This window comes from Candidatus Bathyarchaeia archaeon (genome assembly GCA_035283685.1).
Classification (GTDB): domain Archaea; phylum Thermoproteota; class Bathyarchaeia; order Bathyarchaeales; family Bathyarchaeaceae; genus DATETJ01.
This window is the reverse complement of record DATETJ010000004.1, coordinates 18,419-37,094: the sequence shown is the minus strand read 5'-3', so window position 1 is coordinate 37,094 and position 18,676 is coordinate 18,419. Positions and strand designations below refer to the sequence as shown.

The following is an 18,676-nucleotide window of genomic DNA, read 5'->3' as shown; positions in this document are numbered from 1 at the left end:
TTCATGTGGTGTCATCCATTTGTCGGTGGAAGAAGCGATAACGAAAATTGAGAAGAGCCTTATGATCGGTAAGGGTCGCTGGATAGCCGATTTCGCCGAGTCATTCAGAAACTACCGCATAGACGATGTGACGTTTGATGCTTTTGTCCATGGAAACACACGGATGAAGGGTTTCCTTTTGTCAAGAGTGTTTTCAGCAACTGTGAATCCCAACTATTATGTTGGATGTTTTATGGTGTCTGCCGAAAGAGTGAAGGATTTGGATAAAAAACGGTTTGCCGAACTGGTTCAATCAGTTAGGTCTCGCATGAAAGAAAGCGAGATGAGATGGACTTGGTTACTCATATTGAGCATGAGGAGCACGGACACTGTGAGGAAACTGGTGGAATCTTTCAAGGATCAGTTCGTTGGTGTGGCTTTGATAGACGTGGACTCGGGAAAAATCGTGCATAGCGATTCGTACATTGGCAAGCAAGCGAAGCGCTTCATCAAAATCTGAGGACTGTGCTATGAGTCAGACTCACGCACCTGTTCAGCTCTATGACCTCTTCAAGTCATGCATGATAATCTTTCTTCTGCAAGCAGTGATAGTTCTTCTTACGACTACGATAGGCGTAGTCGACGTAACTCTTCGGTTCCTGATTTTGCTTCTCAACGTGGCCGTCTCAGGCCTTCTCGGGTGGCAGCTGTACAAAAGAACGTATCACATGGTTTTCGCGTATGACAACAGAGGTTTTACGTTGAGAAAGGGCAAGAAAGAGGAGAAGAGTCAGAAATGGAGCGAGTTTTCCAAGGTTTCACTTGTTCGCAACGAAGCTGGCGGCTTTTCAGTGAGGCTTTACCACAATTCCGAGTTCTTTGACTTGCCAGCTTCCAAACTCAAGTTGAACCCGTTTGACTTCCGCGTCGATGTCACGAAGTTAGTCGCCGTGGGCAAGAATAGGAGACATGCTTAGGCTTCTACTCTCTGCAGTTTCTTGATCTTGTCGCCTTCAATCTCGACTAGATAGGCTCTTAATACGCCTTCGGCGTACTCGCTTCCGGGGTTTAGACATGGGGTTCTGCCTATCTTGATGAAGCCTGGGCTTTCGTGGATGTGACCGTGCAACCCAATCAGCGGCTGATGTTTCTCGATGATCTTCCTGACGGCGTTGCACCCGACAGGAATCATAACTGGTTGCCCGCCTTCATAGACTGGCTTGAAATCCTTTGTCAGCTTCGGCGCCATGTCGATAACTGAATTGTATGGTGGGCAGTGAAAGCAGAACACGGCGGTTGTCATATTCTTGATTTGAGCCACGACTTTTTCGAGTCTCTGGGTTAGTTCTTCTTCACTGCATTCTCGTGGGCTGTTCCACGGCGTGCGGTTTGTCCATCCGAAGCACGCGACTTCGTGTTCCTCGTCTAGTTGCACTACTTCTTCTTCGCCGAAGATTACATTTGGATCTTTTCGGATTACGTCGTCGATTACGAACACGTCGTCGTTTCCTGGGCTGAGTATGACTTTGCAGTTTTTGGGAACTCTTTCGGGCACGAGGGATAGCCACTTCGATATGATTTCTATTTGGAGTTTCTCGAATAGTTTCTCGGTTTTTTCTTTGTCTGCTTCGAGGATGGTTGCTTCTTCAGGTGTTGTCACGTATGGTATGTAGCTTACTCTGCGCACTTTTTCCTCGAAAGGTGGTATGTCGGCGTCAGTTAGTTCGTATGCTTCGCCGAACAGGTGGGATGAGTATTTGCCATTTGGCTTCTTGATGATGGGGATGATGAGTTTTCCGGTCATGTCGCCGCTGAGCACAAGGGCGTCTAAATTGAAGTATTTTGCTGAGTTTAGGAATTTTCTCCAGACTGTTTCTGACCCGTGTAAGTCTGTTGCGAACAGGAAGCGAATTTTTGTCAACTTCTTCTCTTCCTACCTGACTAGTTCTTCGACTTCTGTGTACCAGCGTTTGTTTGTGCCTATTTTCGCTCGCATCTTCCATTGTAGTGATTTGGGTTCGTCTTCCAATGCTTTCAGCAGCCTGTCTATTTTGGCTGCAACATCTTTACGGTCTTCATCTGTGAGAGCAGCAGCATAATCATTTAAGAACCCTTTAACTTTCCTTAGGTTTGATGTTGTTGTGTACCAGAACCCCCAACCCTTAGAAAGTAGCTTTGCGATGTAGTGAATGTTCACTGTTTCTTTTTCGGCTTCGCCGATTTCATGCTCTCTGAGCAGTATCATAATATCCTTTATGTCTTTTTCATTTATCTTGCATATCTGCAGCTTCTGCAGTATCAGGTCTGAAAGGCTTATTGTGGGGCTGTCTAGCTCCAGCCTGTCTTTGAATTCGATTGTGTGGCACATCTCCAGTCGATCGAAAAAAACGTCTACGCTTCTGTTGTGCGTCTCGTCCGTGTAAATCTGTCTGCTTCTTCCAGTTGCGAACATGAGCGCCATTGAAGCCATTGGAGCGTAGCCCAGGTCTGTGAAGATTTTTTTGATTTGTGGTCGAAATTTGGTGTACGTTACTAGGTCGAGGTCGTAGGCGGGTTTTCGCTGTAGTTTGTCGTAGAGGTAGTCGTGTTTTGGGCAGTGTAGCCTTATGGCGAAGCCTCCCATTAGCCTGAGGACAACGTTTTCTTTCTGTGCGTGGTTTATGATTCGCAGGGCTTCGTTGATAAACTGAGTAGATTCTTCATGCGAATTGGTCACGCGTTGCCTCCGTTTGCAGTTAGGGTTATTCGGTCAGTTTTGCTGTTTAGGTGAATTGTTATGTTATGCGAGATAATTTAAGTTAGCTAATAAGTGTTGGGCTGATGTTCGGGCGTTGTTTTCGTAATAGTTCACCTGGAGTTCGTTGGGGAAATCAGGAGGCTTGGGATAAGGCCAAGGGGAAACAGGTTTAGCTCTGTTTGCCTAGCCAGTCGGTTATTTTTGGTTCGGTTTCTGTTTTGAAGTTTATGCCCATGGGCGTGAAGGTTTGGTTCAACGCCGTGGTCAGGTTGCGCGTGTAGTCTTCGACGTTGACTTCTGAGACGTTGTTGACGTTGTCAGCGGGTTTTACTGTGAACTCTCTTCCTTGATACGTAAAGGGCTTGACTTTGATGAAGTGGACTGTGTCTCGTTCCTTCACTTGCTTGCCAGAGTCGATGAGTTGTTTGGCACATTGATAGGGTTGGGGCAGAACTTTGGACATTAATTTCTCTCGTGGGTCATGGTAGAGTTTCACCGAGAAAATCATGTCTTTGAGTACGAACTTTCGCTCGCGTAGGTCTTTGATGGTTTTTTCAACCATTGTGGCTATTCTCGCTTTTGCGTGCTCATACTCTTCTGCGTTCTTGACAGTGCTGAGTTGTTTGACGCAGTTTTTGAACACGTTTTGGATGTAGTTTGGTGCGTTTGATTTTATGGCTGTTAGTCCTTTGAGGTCGGGGGTGCCGTCGGGTAGGATGCCGAAGTAGGCTTTTTTGGCTGCTGATAGGACGCAGATCGAGTAGTGTCTTTCAACTGCCAAGTCTAAGTGCAGTTGTTGTTTGACTGTTTTTGTGAGGGTTTCAACCTTTTCTATGGGTGCGTTTTCTAGGAAGAGTGAGTCTGTGTCTCCGTAGACTGGGTGTAGTCCCTGTTGTTCAGCTATGTTCCAGGCGGTTTGTAGTGCCCAGCGTCCGTAGCCTGTGATTGATTCAGCTAGTGGGGGGCAGGCTAGTCCGTGGATTCGTACTGAGACGCCGTAGCTTGACACGGTTAGGAGTTTTAGCATTTTGGCTGTGGTTTCGGCTTGGTGGCGTTGGGTTTCTGTGAGTGTTGGGTCTTTTGTTTGTGGTTTGAGCCAGTGGATGCGTAGGTCTTTGAGTGCGCCTATGAGTGCGGCTAGGAATCCTCTTCTTTTTGTGCATACGTGGTGTCCTGTGTCAGATACGGTGTTGGTTTTGCATTCGTTGTGGTTGCAGTCGACTGTTTCGTAGGATAGGTTGTAGCTGTCTATGCAGCTGGGGTAGAGGCTTTCGAAGTCTGCGACTACGGTGTTGAAGTATACTCCGCTTTTGGGTGTTATGGTTAAGGCGCCGGGGACTTCGTGGGTTTCTAAGCCTCTGCGAAGCTCCATGGATGTGGGTATGAGGATGTTGTGTCTTCTGAGGTAGTCGTGTATTATTGATTTTAGCCATGCGCTTACGCCTCGTGTGGCATAGGTGAATGGGATGGGCAGGTTGGCTATTTTTGACAGTGTGAAAGTTGAGAAGTATTTTTCAGGGCTGGTTTCTTCGCTTATGTCCATGGTGTCTGGTTTGATTTGTGGGACGGGTTGGTTGAGCACTATGAACCAGCGTTCGAGTTGAGCGTATTTTGGCGGGTCTGTGTTTTTGATGTGTGCGTAGAGGGTGTTGAATTTGGTTTTCTTGTCTGGTGTGAGGTTTAGCACTGGTGTGAAATGGTTGTCCTGTGTCATATTGTGTTGTGCGCCGAATATCAAGCCGTGGTCATAGGCGTAGCTGTGGGTGAATTCGATTTCGGTTTCCCAGGCGTGTTGGAGGTTTCGTGTGGCTTTTTTGAGGAATTCGGGTTTGTAAACTGTGATTTTGGTTACTTCTTTGGGTTCGTTTGTGTACAGGTCGGTTTTTTTGACGATTTCGGTCTCTGCGTTGAGGCTGCGTATGTTTTCTTGGTCTGTTGGGCTGAGGGGGTGGGGAAGGAGGAAGTAAGGTTTGTAGGAGCTGTCTTTGAATTCTTTGAGTTCGTTTGTTGCTGGGTTGAAGAATCTTAGGCTGACGGTGCTGCCTTGGGCTTGGGCGTCAAGCAGGTACCATGTGTCCAATTAGTTTATCCTTCGTTTAGCTGTCTCGTTATTTCGTTTACTTCATCTGGCAACGGTTGCCTTGGAAAGTTGTACATTGGTCCGCCTGGTCGTTCGTTGTAGTATGGTCTGTTGCATTCGGGGCATCCTGATGTGCAGAATGGTGTGCCTTCTTGTATGACTTGGTGTAGTTGGGTTTTTGGTATGCCGAAGTCTTTGATGCGCTGTTCCGGGTCGAATTTCATGTTTTCGTAGCGTGTTTTTCCATGGATTATAAGGTGTCGTGCCAGTTGGATGCGTCTGTAGGTTTCGATTGGTGGTTGATGCATGTTTTCTAATGATGTGCCTGAGATTGGTGTGAACGCAAATAGGCTTGGGTAGACGCCTGAATCTGTGCACTGCTGAATGGCATGGATTATTTCTTTTTCTGTTTCTCCTAAGCCTACGATGAGGTGTGTGTAGACTTGGTTTTTGCCGAAGATTTCAACGGCTTCTTTTAGGGCTTGGTGTTGTTGTTTCCAGTGGTAGGGGCTTTGTGTTTCTGCGCCTTTGACTTTGTTGAAGAGTTGTTCTGTGGCTGCGTCTAATGCTATGCTGATGCGGTCTGCGCGTGCCTCCGCTAATTCCTTGAACTGTGCCTTAGTGAATGGTGGGCAGGATAGGGAAATTGGCACGTTTGAGCTTGAATGAATCAGTCTTGTGAGGTGTGTTAGGTCTTTGTGGACTGTGGGATAGTTTAATGCTTGGATGCACACGCGTTTCACTGTGCCTCTCTCTGCTGATGATGCTATTTTTTCTATGACCTGCGTGGTCTGGAAAGGTGGCCATGTTACGCGTGCCAGCATGTCAGCTCGGCTTGAGCTTGTTCTGGCTTGGGGGCAGAAGCCGCAGTTGGCGAGGCATTTTCCCTCTCGGTAAGTGAGCATGTAGATTGTTGTGGGCGGTGCGTCCAGCTTGCCTTTTAGCAGTCCGAGTACTATGGCGGAGCCTACTGAAACTCGGATTTTCTCTGGCACATCCTGTTCAGTGCTCATGTTCGCTTTTTTTCTTGATTGGAGCAAGTCTTGGTCATTCTAAGAACTAGACGTTGATTTCTCCTTAAATTATTAATGCAACCATAAGGTTACCTTAATTTCCTCTACAAGTTGAAAACTGAAACGAATGGATGCTAGTCCTTTTTCTCTGATTTCGGTGTTCCTATCCACCTTGGAGTTCTATTCATGTATTCTCGGTAGGCAGTACCATAATGTCCAAGGGTTTGAGCTTCTTCCATCTTTATGAAATATGCGGCTCCACCTCCAATTATGATGGGAAACAACAAGAAAACCCATGAAGCCGAAGCTATACTTACACCCAAAAGAACCAAAACTTCAGTAACATAACCAGGATGTCTTGAAAAACGATAGAGCCCTCTGGTAACCAGTTCGCCAGCTGGGGTATTAGCCCAATTCACCACAGTTACCATGCTCCCAACTAATCCTATTAGCGTAATTGGAAGACCTACGTAGAACCATATCGTACCTAATTTTAGCGGTAGGAAAACAGAGTACATCACGGCTACAAAATAAATAAGCTTGGAAAAAAGGCAAAATGAAAGCTTAGTCTTGGACAGACGCATACCTGCTGCGGGTGCACGTTTCTTTGTCATCACGAGAAGCCAAAGAAGGATAAGTAATAAAGAGGGAACCATGAAAATCCAGGCGTTCCACAAGCCTAACTCAAATTCTGGTACAAGTGACATAATTTCTCTCCTTAACAATGCATTCCTCATGTAAGGAGCCTTTCTCCTTAAATTATTAATGCGACTTGAAATGATTAATGGTTCTGAAGGAGAGGTTATGGTAGAGAAATCCAAGAAGACCTTGGTATTCGCGTTTGTGATCCTACTGATCGCGGTTTGGTTAATCTTGTTTAGGAGTGTATGGGATTTTGTTGCTCGTCTATTATTAGCCAGTGCTGTTGTTCTAACTGTGTGGGGTTTGCTGAAAAAGGAGAAAGGCAGGCTGAACCTAGCAATTACGCTTTTGGCTTTGCTTGGAGTAGCTTGGTTGGTCTGGGCAGAGAATGTTTCTATCCTTCATGTTCTTCCGCTACTTGTGTTTGCGGTTCTTGCTGTCAGGTGGATCTTAAGGGATGAAGCGAAACCTGCGAGGCTTTTGGGGTTTTTCATTAAAACTTTCACTCTGTTCTTGATAGGGACGGGTTTTGCTTACTTCATTGTTTGGCTGGGCGTTGTAGCGCCACATACTTATAGTGTCTACCCAGTTAACGCCTTATTTGAGATGGGAGTGGTTTTCATCTATCCCATCGCTCTCTTGCTTGAAGCCATATCCATAGTAGTCTATGGGATATTCAGGATAAAATTGAAGCCCTGGGAGATCTTCCTTTCAAGTTGGTATGTATCCATCGTTGGTTCAATCTTTCTGGTTTTCGCTATGTGGATGCCACGCACGCCAGCGTCCCCATATTCTTCCCTTGCTAGTGCTATTGGTGTATTTCTGGGTCTTTTGTTTGGGGCTCTTCTCATCGCAGGCATTATCGCAGGCATCACTACCATTGTCTATGTAACACTTAAGGGACCGAGAGGGGAACCTCCTCCATAATGCCATAGTTTTCATTGAACACGAATACCTAGCACAGACGTTGGTTTCATTTTTCTCTCGGTCTTGTCTCTGCGCTTCAGTGAAAGCAAGCCATACATTGTTTATGATGACCCAAGGAGTAGGTTAATAATGCTGCCTTAATATTTACTCAACATTTCACAGGCGTGCATTTGCTCATGACCCAGACTTGGAGAGATAAGCTTCAGAGTGTGCTTAAGGCTGATGATAAGGCGCTTGAGCAATGGTTGGCTGAGGCGCGTGAGGTTAGTTGGAGGAGTTTTGGTAGGCGGATTCGGTTTTATGCGCCGAGCTTCATGTATTACCGGTCTGAGCGTTTTTGTTCATCGCCCTCGGCGTTTCCTTCCATATCTGTGACAGGCTCTTCTTGCGCGTTGAAGTGTAAGCATTGTGGCGGCAAGGTTTTGAACACGATGTTGCCTGCGCTGTCGCCTCAGCGCCTTGTTGAAGTGTGTAAGGATGTTAAGGCGAAGGGTGGCTCGGGCTGTCTCATTAGCGGTGGCTGCTTGCCTGATGGTTCTGTTCCTTTGGAGCGGTTTGTTGACGCGATTGCTGAGGTGAAGAAAACTCTCGGCTTGACTGTTGTGGTGCACACAGGCGTCATTGACAGTGAGTTGGCTGGGCGGCTTGCGGATGCGGGTGTGGACGCGGCTTTAATTGACATTATTGGTTCGGATGAGACGATTCGGGAGATTTATCAGCTCAATGTTTCTGTGGCTGATTATGACAGATCATTGCGAGTGTTGCATGAGTCTGGGATTCCGTTGGTGCCTCACGTGCTTGTAGGCTTGCATTATGGCAGGTTGAAGGGCGAGTTTGAAGCCTTAGAGATGATTGCCAAATATTCGCCCAGCGCTGTCATAGTAATTGCTCTTATGCCGATTCATGGCACCATGATGGAAACAGCCACGCCGCCCAAGCCCGCAGATGTTGCCAGAGTGTTGGTTGCTTCGCGTTTGATGTTGCCTAAAACTCCCTTGGTATTGGGCTGCATGAGACCAAAAGGAAAACACAAAACAGAAACAGACATGATGGCTGTCAAAGCTGGAGTAAACGCCATAGCCTTTCCAGCCGAACAAGCCATAAAACTAGCAGAATCCATGCACATGGAAACATCGTTCTCATCACTCTGCTGCTCCCAAATATTCGACGACCTGAAACGCAATATTTGGATGATCTAATGTTCTGAAGAAGTGGGCCGGCAAGACTATTAAGAATGCCAATGCCTGTGCATAGAATTTCTATCCACACACACACTTCTTGCGACGACGAAGCGCGCGCGGCTCGAGACAAGTCGTGATAAGATTTAATTTGGCTTTTAACTCAATAATCGAGTGCGAGATGTTTGACATGCAGTCTTCAATAAGTTTGAAGCATTTTTTGATATTTTCACTGCTTCTGGTTGTAGTAGTAGGAGCTGGAGTTGCAGCTGGAATTGTTTGGACAATGCAGAGAATTGACATCCACAAACAGTGGGCCTCAATGGTTCGAGAGGGAGCCCGCTTCAGCAACCACATCGAGTCTGCTTCAGGCCTACTGCCAATTGATTCCGAACTTGACACAACTCGCAAGAGATGCCTCATAAACGAGCTGGACTACTCAGACGTCTCGCTGGGGCTGCTCATTAGATTGGACGAAGAACACGAGATTCAGTTAATGACCATCCGGGAGATGGTAGGGACCCTGAGATATATCGCGGCGTACTTCTCAACAATAAACGTCTCCAGCGTAGAAAGCTTGGGAAAAACAATCTACGACGTCGGAGTGCAAGTGAACAGAGCATACTCTAATATCATCAATTACGCCAGCATCGACGGCATCAACGGTCCACCCTTCTGGTACTCTGGACCTTCACCTCCGGATGAAGCTATACTGGGTGAAGCAGTTAGCTCAGCCGTCCGAGCGCAGAAGATGCTACCAACAACGTAAACATCCGCTTAATTAGGACCCTTACACAATTACGATTCTATGTTCGGCACATTTGCTTACGTGGGACATGCGCGCTAACCCATAATTGGTTGTCCTTTCCCCGTTGTCCATTAACGTCTCCGTTGGGTTTGGGATAGAATTTCTATCCCCTCCTCCTGTTTTTTTTCCTCCGTCCCTTCGCATTGTCGGCATTCGCTTGCGCTCATGCCTTCACCACGCGCGCCTCTCGGTTGAGCGTGGTTAATCTTATAGATAGAAAAAAATTTGATTCAAAATTAATAATGCTTGCAGAGCTTTTACTTTTGTAAAATCTTCTTGTTTTGCATAACCATGAGCTGAAGAATGTCGTGCTAAATCAATTTTTCCAGTTAATAGGTCGAATTTTTGAAAAATGTCTTTATCTAAATATTCATAAAAATATTCAGGAAATCCAAGAGAATCTTCAGAAGAGAATCTATTTTGAGCTTTATTTCGGATATATTCCTTTAATTCTTTAAAGCTAGGTTTTCTACCATGTTCCTTAAAAAATTCCAAACCTATAATTCCTTCTATCTGAGGATAAAGTGTATTTATACAATTAATATAACCTGAATTGCTGCCTTGCAAGAAGGCTGATATTCCTGCTTCTAATAATTTTCGCTTACCCTGAAATTGCTTTCTAGACCACCAAGACTTTGTCATATTATTAATTCTGCCTTCATCAAATCTCTCTAAGAAATCATCAATTTGGTCTAACCATTGACGTGAGTATAAGTTTGATAGTTCTTGGTAATCAGCGCCAATTAATTCGATAAATGGGAACCATCCATCGGAAAGCATTTTTGGATATAATTCGCTATTCTTAATTAATTCATATTCATCTTCAAACAATAGAAATCGATAGGCATAGCCTAATTCATGACTGATTTGGGATAAATCTAACTCAATCCCTCTGGCAAGATTAGGATTTGCAGAAAAATTAAAATATAGACCGAATTTCCAACCCACCCTCATACAAAAAATGATTGCATCAGTTTTGGAAATTTCGATACTAGGAAATTCTAGGGCCACTATATCGGCAATATCGTTTTTTTTCACTAATTGTCCAGGTATCAATTCCCCTTTTGAGATACATCGCAGCACTCGTTCAAAATCATTAACATAAACATCCGCACTCTTGTTTTTATGACGTAGTATTAAGAATCGATTACATTCTTCCAATTGAATAAATGATTGCAGAAAAATATCATAAATGTCCCTGATGCCAATGAAAAATAATTTTTCATTTGATGTGATGAAACCTTTCACTGCGACTTTAACCTTATCTCCTTTCCGTGCAGCAGTCAGAGAAAAACCGGTGATGTCTTCTGTATTTTCAATTCTATGATGAGTCATTGAACAACGATAGATTGAAAATTATATATTACTTTTTCGAGCGATTACGCGCGCGCCCTTAGCTAGTTAGAAAGGGCAACAGCTTTCTGGCAATCTTTAAGCTCGTAGACTAGTAGGAACCTTTCGCATACCTTCTTAGAAGGAATGCGTATCCGCATATAATCACCCTAGGGCAACGAGCCTAGGGTTCCAAGTCGGTCTTTCATTTCTCAGGTACGCGGCGCAGACCGTCTACTTCCTGAACCGACCCTTGAAGAAGAGGTCATTACTTGTTCTAAGCGGAAATTAATGACACATGAAAACAGAAACCCATCCTCTAGCATTCAAGATGTTGTTGTAGCAGACCCTTCAACGTCAACAACAACTCCAACACCTTTCTCTGTACACTAGCACTTGTTGATGACACTAAGAGCAGTTGGGCATCAACACTCACACAGCCAGCCGCCCATCAACATAGAAGTAGTAGTCAACGTACACACGGCTCGGACTACTACTTCTGAGTAAAGCCAGCTCGGTGTTATTACAATCTCTTAGCGAAAGTTAACGACTCATGAAAATTCAGACCGCTCACAAACAGTCTACGCTTCCATGTTCAACTGCAACTGTCCAAACCTGCCCGCAGGCATGCTGGGCGTTGATGTCACTCGGAACACTCTGACGACGATGTCCATACAGCTTCAGCCAAAAAGCGCGCTGCAACTCGTAGAAGACGGGCTTAAGGGAATCTCTCCTTCTTCTTGCACACAGTCGTCACAGCCACAGCCACAACATACTCAAAAGCCACGCATACCAACATTAAACGTCACGCATAACAACATAGAACGTCACGCAAGAACACCACCAAACAGCCCCAAGAAGGCCATACAGAACCCGCAACAGCGCCTAGAACGCACCAGAAAAGTCTAACTTTCACCGCAAAAAAATTTTTCTGCACTCAACGTACTAGCCCCTAACCGCTAAACGCGCGCTCCAAGAAAAGTGCATCCTTGTTATGCTACAGTTCGTGGTTGCGCTTGCCTACACGGCTTCCCTTAATACTTGTCCAAGCCCAGCTATTTGATAAACGTAATGCAAGTGAATCATCTTCTTAATAGTCTGCGCAAGCCGTCCTTCCAGCTTTACTCCGGAAATTCTCCCAATGCCGTATCTCTCACCTACAGCCAAGATTAACCCACTAAACTTCGGAACGTAAATTGTCTTTTCGCCTTCAGTCACATCAGCATACAAATTCTTAGCCACAACTTCAGCTTGCTGCAAGGCAACTTCAATACACTGCGGAAGAACATCCCCAGTTCTAGAATCAACCACAAGAGCACAATCACCGACCACGTAGATGCCTGGAAACCCAACAGCCTCGCAAAACTCGCTAATCACCACCCTACCATCCTTTCCAGTCTTCAACCCACTCCTACTGGCTACCCGAGAGCTCTGAATCCCACCAGCCCAAACAAAAAGAGAACACTCAACTTGGCTACCATCATTCAAAACAATAGCATCTGGCTTGGCCTCGACAATGAATTTGCCGAAGATGAATTTCACTCCCATCTCGGCCAAGACTTCAGTCACCTTTCGAGAAAACTCTGGAATACCCCACAATGGAAGCAAGGCTTCAGCCCCTTCAATAATGGTGACGCAGCATTCTAGCTCATCCGCGATTTCAGCTGCCAACTCGACACCCGTAAAGCCTCCACCGCCAACCACAATCTTCGGGTTCTCCTCCTGCGCCACAACCTTCTTCAAGGCATCCCTAATCTGCGCAGCTGCCTCAACCGAACTAACACAAAAAGAATGTTTCTCAACCCCCTTAATATGATAGTAGCTCGGTTCACTCCCAAGCGCAACCACAAGCTCATAGTAAGGCACATCGCCTTTATCGGTCTTCACCACCTTTTTCGCCAAGTCAATTGCATACACGCTTGCCTGAAAAAAACGAATCTTACGCCTCTCCAACAACTCACTCAAAGGTATCGTAATATCAGAAACTTTCTTAACACTCGTGACAACTTCATAGGCAAGATGCAAATACCGATGATAATCATTACGATCAACAAGCACAATCTCAACATCCTCCAAATGCCCGGCTTTCTCCTCCAGTTTGACCGCCGTCAACAAACCGCCATACCCAGCTCCAAGAATTACCAACGGCTTCATAAAAAATCGAACCAACCAAAAAACACGATACTTTCCTGAACTTATATGCATTGTTTTAAACCTTTATGGTCTGAAGTGGGCGATGAATATGAGTTTGCTTGATGAAATCGTGGCGTGTCCAGAAGTAGTTCACAAACCACGCGGCACAGACCATCTACTTCCTGAACCGACCCCTGAAGAAGATATCATTACTTGTTCTAAGCGGAAATTAATAACACATGAACAAGAAACCAGCTCCGGCAAACCGCGTCGGTGTTATTACTATTTCTAAGCGGGAGTTAATAACACATGAAAACAGAAACCCGCCTCCGTATTCCTGCAGTCAACATTCACGATGCACAAACAATCTGGGTTTGCTTGTTCAACTACAACTGTTCAAGCAGCCCCAGCCACTATTCAGGATGACATCGTCATTAGGAACAGTTCTGACGACGACGCGCACACAGCTTCAGCCGCACAACGCACCTGCAACATGGTAGAAGAAGGCTAAAGGGAACTAGCGCCTTCTTCTATTGAAATTTCATTTCCCGCAGAGCCACTTAACATACGCAAACGTCACGCTTACCAACATGAAACGTCACGCTTACCAACATTGAACGTCACGCTAAAACACGAGTCAACAGCGCCAGAAACACCATTCAGAACCAGCAACAGACGGCAGAACACAAACTGAAAAGTAGAACTTTCACCGCGTAAAAAATTTTTCAGCACTCAACGTATTAGCCTCTAGCCGCTAACCAATGCAGAACGCCCACACACTTTCTTCTAGTAGCCTATGATCAATGATTCAGTAGACAACACGCCCGGCACAGCCCTAATGTTATCCATAATAATCCGCGAAAGCTCCTCCAAACTCGGCGCCTCAACATGCACCACAAGGTCATAACGACCAAAAACACCATAAACATTCCTCACACCTTTAACCTTCAACATATCCTCCTTCGCCGCCTTAGCCGTGTTCAACTGCTCCCCCGTGCCCACCTTCAACAAAATAAACGCCATCACCATACACAATCACCATTTCCGCTCAGAATACAAACTGCACGAATTTAACAGTTACTACTCCATCCATAAACGCAGTCGCTCACACAACAGATGACTTAATAACTTGCATGAACCTAGGAAGCAGATAAGAACATCACAGCGAAAATCGCTTCTGCCGAGAGAGAAAAAACCATGGTCTGCACAGTCCACCTAACCGAAAAACCCACATTAAACGACCCCATCCTAATCGAAGGCTTACCCGGCATCGGATTCGTCGCCAACATAGCCGCACTACACCTCATAAACGAGCTAAACGCTCCGTTATTCGGCGAAATCCACTCCTCAAGCTTCCAAGACCTAGCCATCACATCAGGCAACGGCAAAGCAAGATTCCCAACAAACGAACTATACTACCACAAAGCCAAAAACAACGAAGAACGCGACCTCATCATACTCTACGGAAACACCCAAGCCCTAACCACAACAGGACAATACGAACTCGCAGGAAAAACCCTAGACACAGCCAAAGACCTAAACTGCCACTACGTCATCACACTAGGAGGCCTAAGACGCGAAGAAAAAATCACCAAACCACCAAAACTCTACTGCGCCGCCTCAGACCCAGAGGCCTTAAAGGACGCACTCAACATAGGCGCAGAAATCATCGAAGGCCAAATCTTCGGCATAGCAGGACTACTCATAGGCCTAAGCCCACTATGGAACATACACGGCTTCTGCCTCCTCGCAGAAACACCCGGCTTCCACGCAGACGCCACAGCCGCCCGCGAAGTCCTCACAGCAATCAACAAAATGCTACACCTACAAGCAGACATGACTCATCTCGACAAAGCAGTCGAAAGCACACGCGAAATCCTCAAATCCTTTGGACTACTATCCCAAACCACAGAAGAAAAAAGAAAAGAGGAACCTTCCGGCTGGCGCATCTAACTTTGACCCTTGATTTCACTGAGAAACTGCGAATGCACTTTTTGAACCCTTTCAGCCGCAGGCCCTGAACCTTCAACAACACCTTTCTCAGTCACCTTGATTTTGTCCATAACCCAAATGAACCCCTTGTCCTCATACAATTTGACCAGCGTGGGAAACACCTTCTCCAACCGATCAGCCAACGCCCTTAGATTAAACGGCTTCTCAATCGCCAGAATCTGAGCCACAACAGAACCATTCAGAATAGCGCGATGAATCACCACTCCCTTCTCATCCTTAGCCTCAGCCAAACAAAGACTCAAATTATCCGGATTAATTCCCACCAAACTACCCACATATGATTTGCCATCTACAGTAACCACGGAAACAACCTTATCAACCAAAGCGCCAACCTCAGTGACGAACTTCCTCTGAGACACCGACAACAGCTTTCACCTTTCCGCACTAATTCACCCTCGACCATTAAAAGACTTTTCACCCCAACCCACGTAGCAACTTTTTTATCCCAATTAAACATAAACAAGCCACCATGACTCCACTAGGTCTTTTCCGAAAAAAGGAAAAGCAACCAACAGAGACGGCGAAAGAGAGACAAGCAGCAACGTTATCAACAGAGAGAACCTTGCTCGACGAACTCTGCAACGGCAACAAGGAACTCTACGAAGCAATGAGCAGAACACTTCTCCTGAACCCAGAAACCACAGTGAAAGAAGGAACCGACTTCCACGCGGAAAAAGGACAGCAATACGAAGAGGACCAAAAACTCAGAAACGCCCGAATCGAGTATCAAGTGGCTGGTCAAATAGCCCTCTATGAAGGAAAACTGCAACAAGTCCAGAAATTCTTCAAGAAAGCCGCCGAAGTCGAACCCGACTACGAATTCAAAAGAGCTTTCGAATACTTTGGCAAAAAAGAAAACGCTGAACGAGCAATTTCTGTGGCACGGGAATTCTACAAGAAAACGGGGAAAAGAGCATAGTATGAGGCGAGTTTAAAGCTCTCAGCTTCTGCCGTCCACGCCCGGAGCCAAACCCGTACATTAACTTTTAAAACTGCCTCCAAGAGAAAAGAGTCTAGACTGACCACGCAGATTCGAGCTGTGCAAAATGAAAACCACACACTTAGCGGTTCTTGACGATAAAGACGCAATATTGGCTCTTGACCCCCAATGCTCGTTCAAGGACGAGTTAGAGTTTGCCCAAAACATGAAAAAAGCCGTAAAAAATATCAAAAACTTCAAGATGCCAAATAAGGTTGAAGTCGGCAGAAGCGTCATTGACTATTCGAGAAACGTGAACAAGGTGGTCTTTGCTGGCATGGGCGGCTCCGCGATTGCAGGCGATCTAACTCGAGACTGGCTTAACGCTGACGTAACTGTGCCAATGGAATCTGTACGAGGTTACCACCTTCCAAGATACGCTGATGACGAAACACTGACTTTCCTGATTAGCTTTTCGGGCAGCACTGAAGAAACGTTGAGTTGCATGTTGGATGCATTGAACAAGGGCTGTGTCATTGTTTCAATTTCTTCAGATGGAGCTCTAGCACGAGTTAACAAAGCTCTCGGTCTGCCAGTAATCGGATTGCCAAAGATGGCCGCTGCCCGCGTCTCATTTCCATATCTATTTGCTCCAATTCCCTACGTCTTAGCTAGGTTCAAGATCTTACCTTACGACAAAGTTAACAAAGAAGTGGCGGCAGCCACACGTATGGTTGAAAGGTTGACCAAGGAGTACACGATCGAATCTCGGATTGAGAGAAACTCTGCAAAGAAAGCAGCTCTACAGATTTTCGGAACAATTCCTGTAATTTATGCTCACGGACCGTATCGTAGCGTGGGCTTGCGTTTCAAGACGCAAGTGAACGAGAATTGCAAGCTACCAGCCAGATGTGACGTTTTTCCTGAGTTGAATCATAATGAAATCATGAGTTGGGAAGCATCGTCGAAGATTCTCAAGCACTACACATTAGTTTTGTTACGAAGTGAAGATGAACCCAAAGAAGTGAGTACGCGCATCGAGACATTGAAAGCAAGGTTCTTTGAAAAAAGGGCCAAGAGCGTTCTTGAAATCTGGGCCCAAGGCGAAAACCTGTTGACTAGGATGTTCTATTTGCTTTTCACCGCTGATATGATAAGTCTCTACCTTTCTGTACTGCATCGCAGAGACCCGATAGCCTCGGAGACCTTCAAGATTCTCAAATATGAGGTTACTGAGCGTCTTCGAACTCTAGACAGGTTGGAACAAAGGATTCTGAAGTTCGTAGGCGGTTAGTTGTCTACGTTCTTTCTTGGCAGAATTCGATCAGCTTAGGTAGGGTAGGATGCTCTGCCTTTGGGCTGGAGACATAATAAGCTGCAACTGCGTTGGCCAATGTCAGTCTACACGAGTCTGGAAGTTTGAGTACATCGCCGTAGATGTTGCCTGCGTTCCATGAGTCTCCCGCACCTGTAGATCGCAGTCCTTTAACTGGAAAAGCGGGCACCATAACCTCGTTATCTTTTACAAAAGACCCTGAGAAGGCCGTGGTGTGAAGATCTACACGAATTGTTAAATTCTTTGATAGGATCCGGGCACACTCCTTTGCCATTTCATGGTGATCGAGCTTGCGTCTTAATCGTCTGACTCTTTTGTCTAAGTGGCTGGCGTATTGAAAGGCCTCGTTTTCGTTCACGCTTAACACGTCTGACAGGCGAGCTTGGAGCACGTTTCTCAGAAGTCTGGGTATGTTCTCTTTGTTGGGGGTAGGGTCACCTGAGTCGAAGTACGTTTTTGCCTTTCCCTTTTCTTTGACATATCTGAAAACGATCTGTGCGAGTTCGGTGCCCCATTTACGAGTGGCAGCCCAATTGAACACGGCCACATAGTCAGCTTCCCTGAGCAGTTTGAAGTCCCTTTCGGCAAGATTCTTGGGACCAAAATCAGGCAAAGAACCCAAGTCGCCCATCATAATGTTAACTCTTTCTTTCTCATGCGTGATTTCAATGGCTGTAGTTAAACCCACTTCTCCATCGTCTTTTATGTAGGAAAGGTCTGCGCCCAAGGCTCTCAAGTAGAACTTGAGGAGGTGAAATCCAAATGTGTCCGTTGTTATGATCGGATAGACCTTGGCGCCTAGAGATGCTAAGCCTGCGGCAGTATTGGCCGCGTTTCCGCCTCTCAATTCCATCTGTTTGATTCCGTGTATGTTTCCGCCTCTCCTCTCAGCGACTTCAGCCACTGCTGATGAGAACTCTTCTGAACTGCCCTGATATGTAACGAAGCGGTCGATGAAGAAATCGGGCATGACGACAACCTTGAACTCGTAGGGTCTTGCCCGTTTCAGAACGCGAAGAAGATCGTTTACAAGCCATGAGAGCAATTTGTTCACCTTCTCTCAGCGTTGTTCATCAATTGTTATGGGAAAGTCTTAACCATCGTAGTCCTAATGAAACTTTAGTATGTCGAGGTAGAGTTGAACGTTTTGGAGAAGCCGCGGAAAGTGCATTAGACCATCTTAGATGCATGGATCCACATCGAATAGAATGGATAACGTCACATGGGTGGGGGTCAGATAGAAAGATCTGTTCGATTGGCGCTACTATTATAACAGCCCATGGGGCTAACAGATTGGCGGGCGGATCTTGGGCGGGTATAGAGAGTTTGACCTGAACCTCTACCGAAGCCTAGCCCGGATAGGGCGCAAGCCTCCTAAACACCGAAGAGAGCTTGTGGTCGTGGGTTCAAATCCCACCCCGCCCGCTTCTAAGAATCAATAGAAGATAATTCCAAAAACGTTTTAAACCATAGGAGACAATATCGCAAAGCCTCTGTAACTTCTGTTTGTGAATGGAAGGCTAGCAGAGCTGAAGAGAGAGAAAGGAGTAAAAGAAGATTCGAAAACCTTCTTTTCCTA

Annotated in this window: 18 protein-coding genes and 1 tRNA gene; 9 read left to right on the top strand and 10 right to left on the bottom strand. The window is 45.8% G+C overall.

Annotated elements, in window-relative coordinates; all coding sequences use genetic code 11:
* Positions 1-19 precede the first annotated feature (19 nt).
* Positions 20-499 (top strand): hypothetical protein, encoded by a 480-nt coding sequence (locus tag VJ249_04365; GenBank protein ID HKZ93800.1) that lies wholly within the window; start codon positions 20-22, stop codon positions 497-499.
* A 10-nt stretch (positions 500-509) separates the two neighbouring features.
* Positions 510-956 carry a hypothetical protein gene (locus VJ249_04360; protein HKZ93799.1) on the top strand — a complete coding sequence of 149 codons (447 nt, stop codon included), beginning with the start codon at positions 510-512 and terminating at the stop codon, positions 954-956.
* On the opposite strand, the gene VJ249_04355 is transcribed toward VJ249_04360, so the two are convergent.
* From VJ249_04355 to VJ249_04335, 5 genes are all read right to left on the bottom strand, one after another.
* Positions 953-1,900, bottom strand: a complete 948-nt coding sequence (locus tag VJ249_04355) for a metallophosphoesterase (protein HKZ93798.1) — start codon at positions 1,898-1,900, stop codon at positions 953-955. The genes VJ249_04360 and VJ249_04355 overlap by 4 nt on opposite strands.
* Before the next feature lie 12 nt (positions 1,901-1,912).
* Positions 1,913-2,695: a hypothetical protein gene (locus VJ249_04350; protein HKZ93797.1), complete on the bottom strand. Its 783-nt coding sequence runs from the start codon at positions 2,693-2,695 to the stop codon at positions 1,913-1,915.
* 190 nt (positions 2,696-2,885) lie between these two features.
* A complete protein-coding gene (locus tag VJ249_04345; GenBank protein ID HKZ93796.1) occupies positions 2,886-4,796 on the bottom strand; it encodes a DNA polymerase domain-containing protein in 1,911 nt (636 codons plus the stop codon).
* 5 nt (positions 4,797-4,801) lie between these two features.
* Entirely contained in the window at positions 4,802-5,809 is a 1,008-nt protein-coding gene (locus VJ249_04340) for a radical SAM protein (GenBank protein HKZ93795.1), read from the bottom strand.
* Between the two features lie 134 nt (positions 5,810-5,943).
* A complete protein-coding gene (locus VJ249_04335; GenBank protein ID HKZ93794.1) occupies positions 5,944-6,546 on the bottom strand; it encodes an isoprenylcysteine carboxylmethyltransferase family protein in 603 nt (200 codons plus the stop codon).
* Positions 6,547-6,613: 67 nt separating this feature from the next.
* On the opposite strand from VJ249_04335, the gene VJ249_04330 reads away from it, so the two are divergent.
* The 3 genes from VJ249_04330 (at position 6,614) to VJ249_04320 (ending at position 9,325) form a co-directional block, all read left to right on the top strand.
* The gene (locus VJ249_04330) at positions 6,614-7,378 is read left to right on the top strand and encodes a hypothetical protein (GenBank protein HKZ93793.1); all 765 of its coding nucleotides are present in this window, start codon (positions 6,614-6,616) and stop codon (positions 7,376-7,378) included.
* A gap of 176 nt (positions 7,379-7,554) precedes the next feature.
* Positions 7,555-8,577 carry a radical SAM protein gene (locus VJ249_04325; GenBank protein ID HKZ93792.1) on the top strand — a complete coding sequence of 341 codons (1,023 nt, stop codon included), beginning with the start codon at positions 7,555-7,557 and terminating at the stop codon, positions 8,575-8,577.
* Positions 8,578-8,746: 169 nt separating this feature from the next.
* Positions 8,747-9,325 (top strand): hypothetical protein, encoded by a 579-nt coding sequence (locus VJ249_04320; GenBank protein HKZ93791.1) that lies wholly within the window; start codon positions 8,747-8,749, stop codon positions 9,323-9,325.
* 246 nt (positions 9,326-9,571) lie between these two features.
* Here VJ249_04320 and VJ249_04315 read toward each other — a convergent pair whose 3' ends face one another.
* The 3 genes from VJ249_04315 to VJ249_04305 all read right to left on the bottom strand — a co-directional run bounded on the left by VJ249_04315 (position 9,572) and on the right by VJ249_04305 (position 13,858).
* Entirely contained in the window at positions 9,572-10,699 is a 1,128-nt protein-coding gene (locus tag VJ249_04315; GenBank protein HKZ93790.1) for a hypothetical protein, read from the bottom strand.
* 1,017 nt (positions 10,700-11,716) lie between these two features.
* Entirely contained in the window at positions 11,717-12,850 is a 1,134-nt protein-coding gene (locus VJ249_04310; GenBank protein ID HKZ93789.1) for an FAD-dependent oxidoreductase, read from the bottom strand.
* Between the two features lie 765 nt (positions 12,851-13,615).
* Positions 13,616-13,858 carry an Lrp/AsnC ligand binding domain-containing protein gene (locus tag VJ249_04305; protein ID HKZ93788.1) on the bottom strand — a complete coding sequence of 81 codons (243 nt, stop codon included), beginning with the start codon at positions 13,856-13,858 and terminating at the stop codon, positions 13,616-13,618.
* A 168-nt stretch (positions 13,859-14,026) separates the two neighbouring features.
* Here VJ249_04305 and VJ249_04300 point away from each other — a divergent pair, with 168 nt between their 5' ends.
* Complete coding sequence (locus VJ249_04300) at positions 14,027-14,782, top strand: PAC2 family protein (GenBank protein HKZ93787.1); 756 nt, start codon at positions 14,027-14,029, stop codon at positions 14,780-14,782.
* Here the strand turns inward: VJ249_04300 and VJ249_04295 are convergent.
* Complete coding sequence (locus VJ249_04295) at positions 14,779-15,201, bottom strand: Lsm family RNA-binding protein (protein ID HKZ93786.1); 423 nt, start codon at positions 15,199-15,201, stop codon at positions 14,779-14,781. The genes VJ249_04300 and VJ249_04295 overlap by 4 nt on opposite strands.
* A gap of 110 nt (positions 15,202-15,311) precedes the next feature.
* On the opposite strand from VJ249_04295, the gene VJ249_04290 reads away from it, so the two are divergent.
* Together VJ249_04290 and VJ249_04285 are read left to right on the top strand one after the other, a co-directional pair.
* The gene (locus VJ249_04290; protein HKZ93785.1) at positions 15,312-15,761 is read left to right on the top strand and encodes a hypothetical protein; all 450 of its coding nucleotides are present in this window, start codon (positions 15,312-15,314) and stop codon (positions 15,759-15,761) included.
* Positions 15,762-15,888: 127 nt separating this feature from the next.
* A complete protein-coding gene (locus VJ249_04285) occupies positions 15,889-17,055 on the top strand; it encodes a bifunctional phosphoglucose/phosphomannose isomerase (protein HKZ93784.1) in 1,167 nt (388 codons plus the stop codon).
* A 4-nt stretch (positions 17,056-17,059) separates the two neighbouring features.
* Here VJ249_04285 and VJ249_04280 read toward each other — a convergent pair whose 3' ends face one another.
* The gene (locus VJ249_04280; GenBank protein HKZ93783.1) at positions 17,060-18,142 is read right to left on the bottom strand and encodes a carbohydrate kinase family protein; all 1,083 of its coding nucleotides are present in this window, start codon (positions 18,140-18,142) and stop codon (positions 17,060-17,062) included.
* A 264-nt stretch (positions 18,143-18,406) separates the two neighbouring features.
* Here VJ249_04280 and VJ249_04275 point away from each other — a divergent pair.
* Positions 18,407-18,522, top strand: a tRNA-Arg gene (locus VJ249_04275).
* Positions 18,523-18,676 lie beyond the last annotated feature (154 nt).

Coding starts and splice junctions, on each gene's coding strand:
- VJ249_04360 (HKZ93799.1), top strand. CDS start 510: ATGAGTCAGACTCACGCACCTGTTCAGCTCTATGACCTCTTCAAGTCA.
- VJ249_04340 (HKZ93795.1), bottom strand. CDS start 5,809: ATGAGCACTGAACAGGATGTGCCAGAGAAAATCCGAGTTTCAGTAGGC.
- VJ249_04335 (HKZ93794.1), bottom strand. CDS start 6,546: ATGAGGAATGCATTGTTAAGGAGAGAAATTATGTCACTTGTACCAGAA.
- VJ249_04330 (HKZ93793.1), top strand. CDS start 6,614: ATGGTAGAGAAATCCAAGAAGACCTTGGTATTCGCGTTTGTGATCCTA.
- VJ249_04325 (HKZ93792.1), top strand. CDS start 7,555: ATGACCCAGACTTGGAGAGATAAGCTTCAGAGTGTGCTTAAGGCTGAT.
- VJ249_04320 (HKZ93791.1), top strand. CDS start 8,747: ATGCAGTCTTCAATAAGTTTGAAGCATTTTTTGATATTTTCACTGCTT.
- VJ249_04315 (HKZ93790.1), bottom strand. CDS start 10,699: ATGACTCATCATAGAATTGAAAATACAGAAGACATCACCGGTTTTTCT.
- VJ249_04310 (HKZ93789.1), bottom strand. CDS start 12,850: ATGAAGCCGTTGGTAATTCTTGGAGCTGGGTATGGCGGTTTGTTGACG.
- VJ249_04305 (HKZ93788.1), bottom strand. CDS start 13,858: ATGGTGATGGCGTTTATTTTGTTGAAGGTGGGCACGGGGGAGCAGTTG.
- VJ249_04300 (HKZ93787.1), top strand. CDS start 14,027: ATGGTCTGCACAGTCCACCTAACCGAAAAACCCACATTAAACGACCCC.
- VJ249_04290 (HKZ93785.1), top strand. CDS start 15,312: ATGACTCCACTAGGTCTTTTCCGAAAAAAGGAAAAGCAACCAACAGAG.
- VJ249_04285 (HKZ93784.1), top strand. CDS start 15,889: ATGAAAACCACACACTTAGCGGTTCTTGACGATAAAGACGCAATATTG.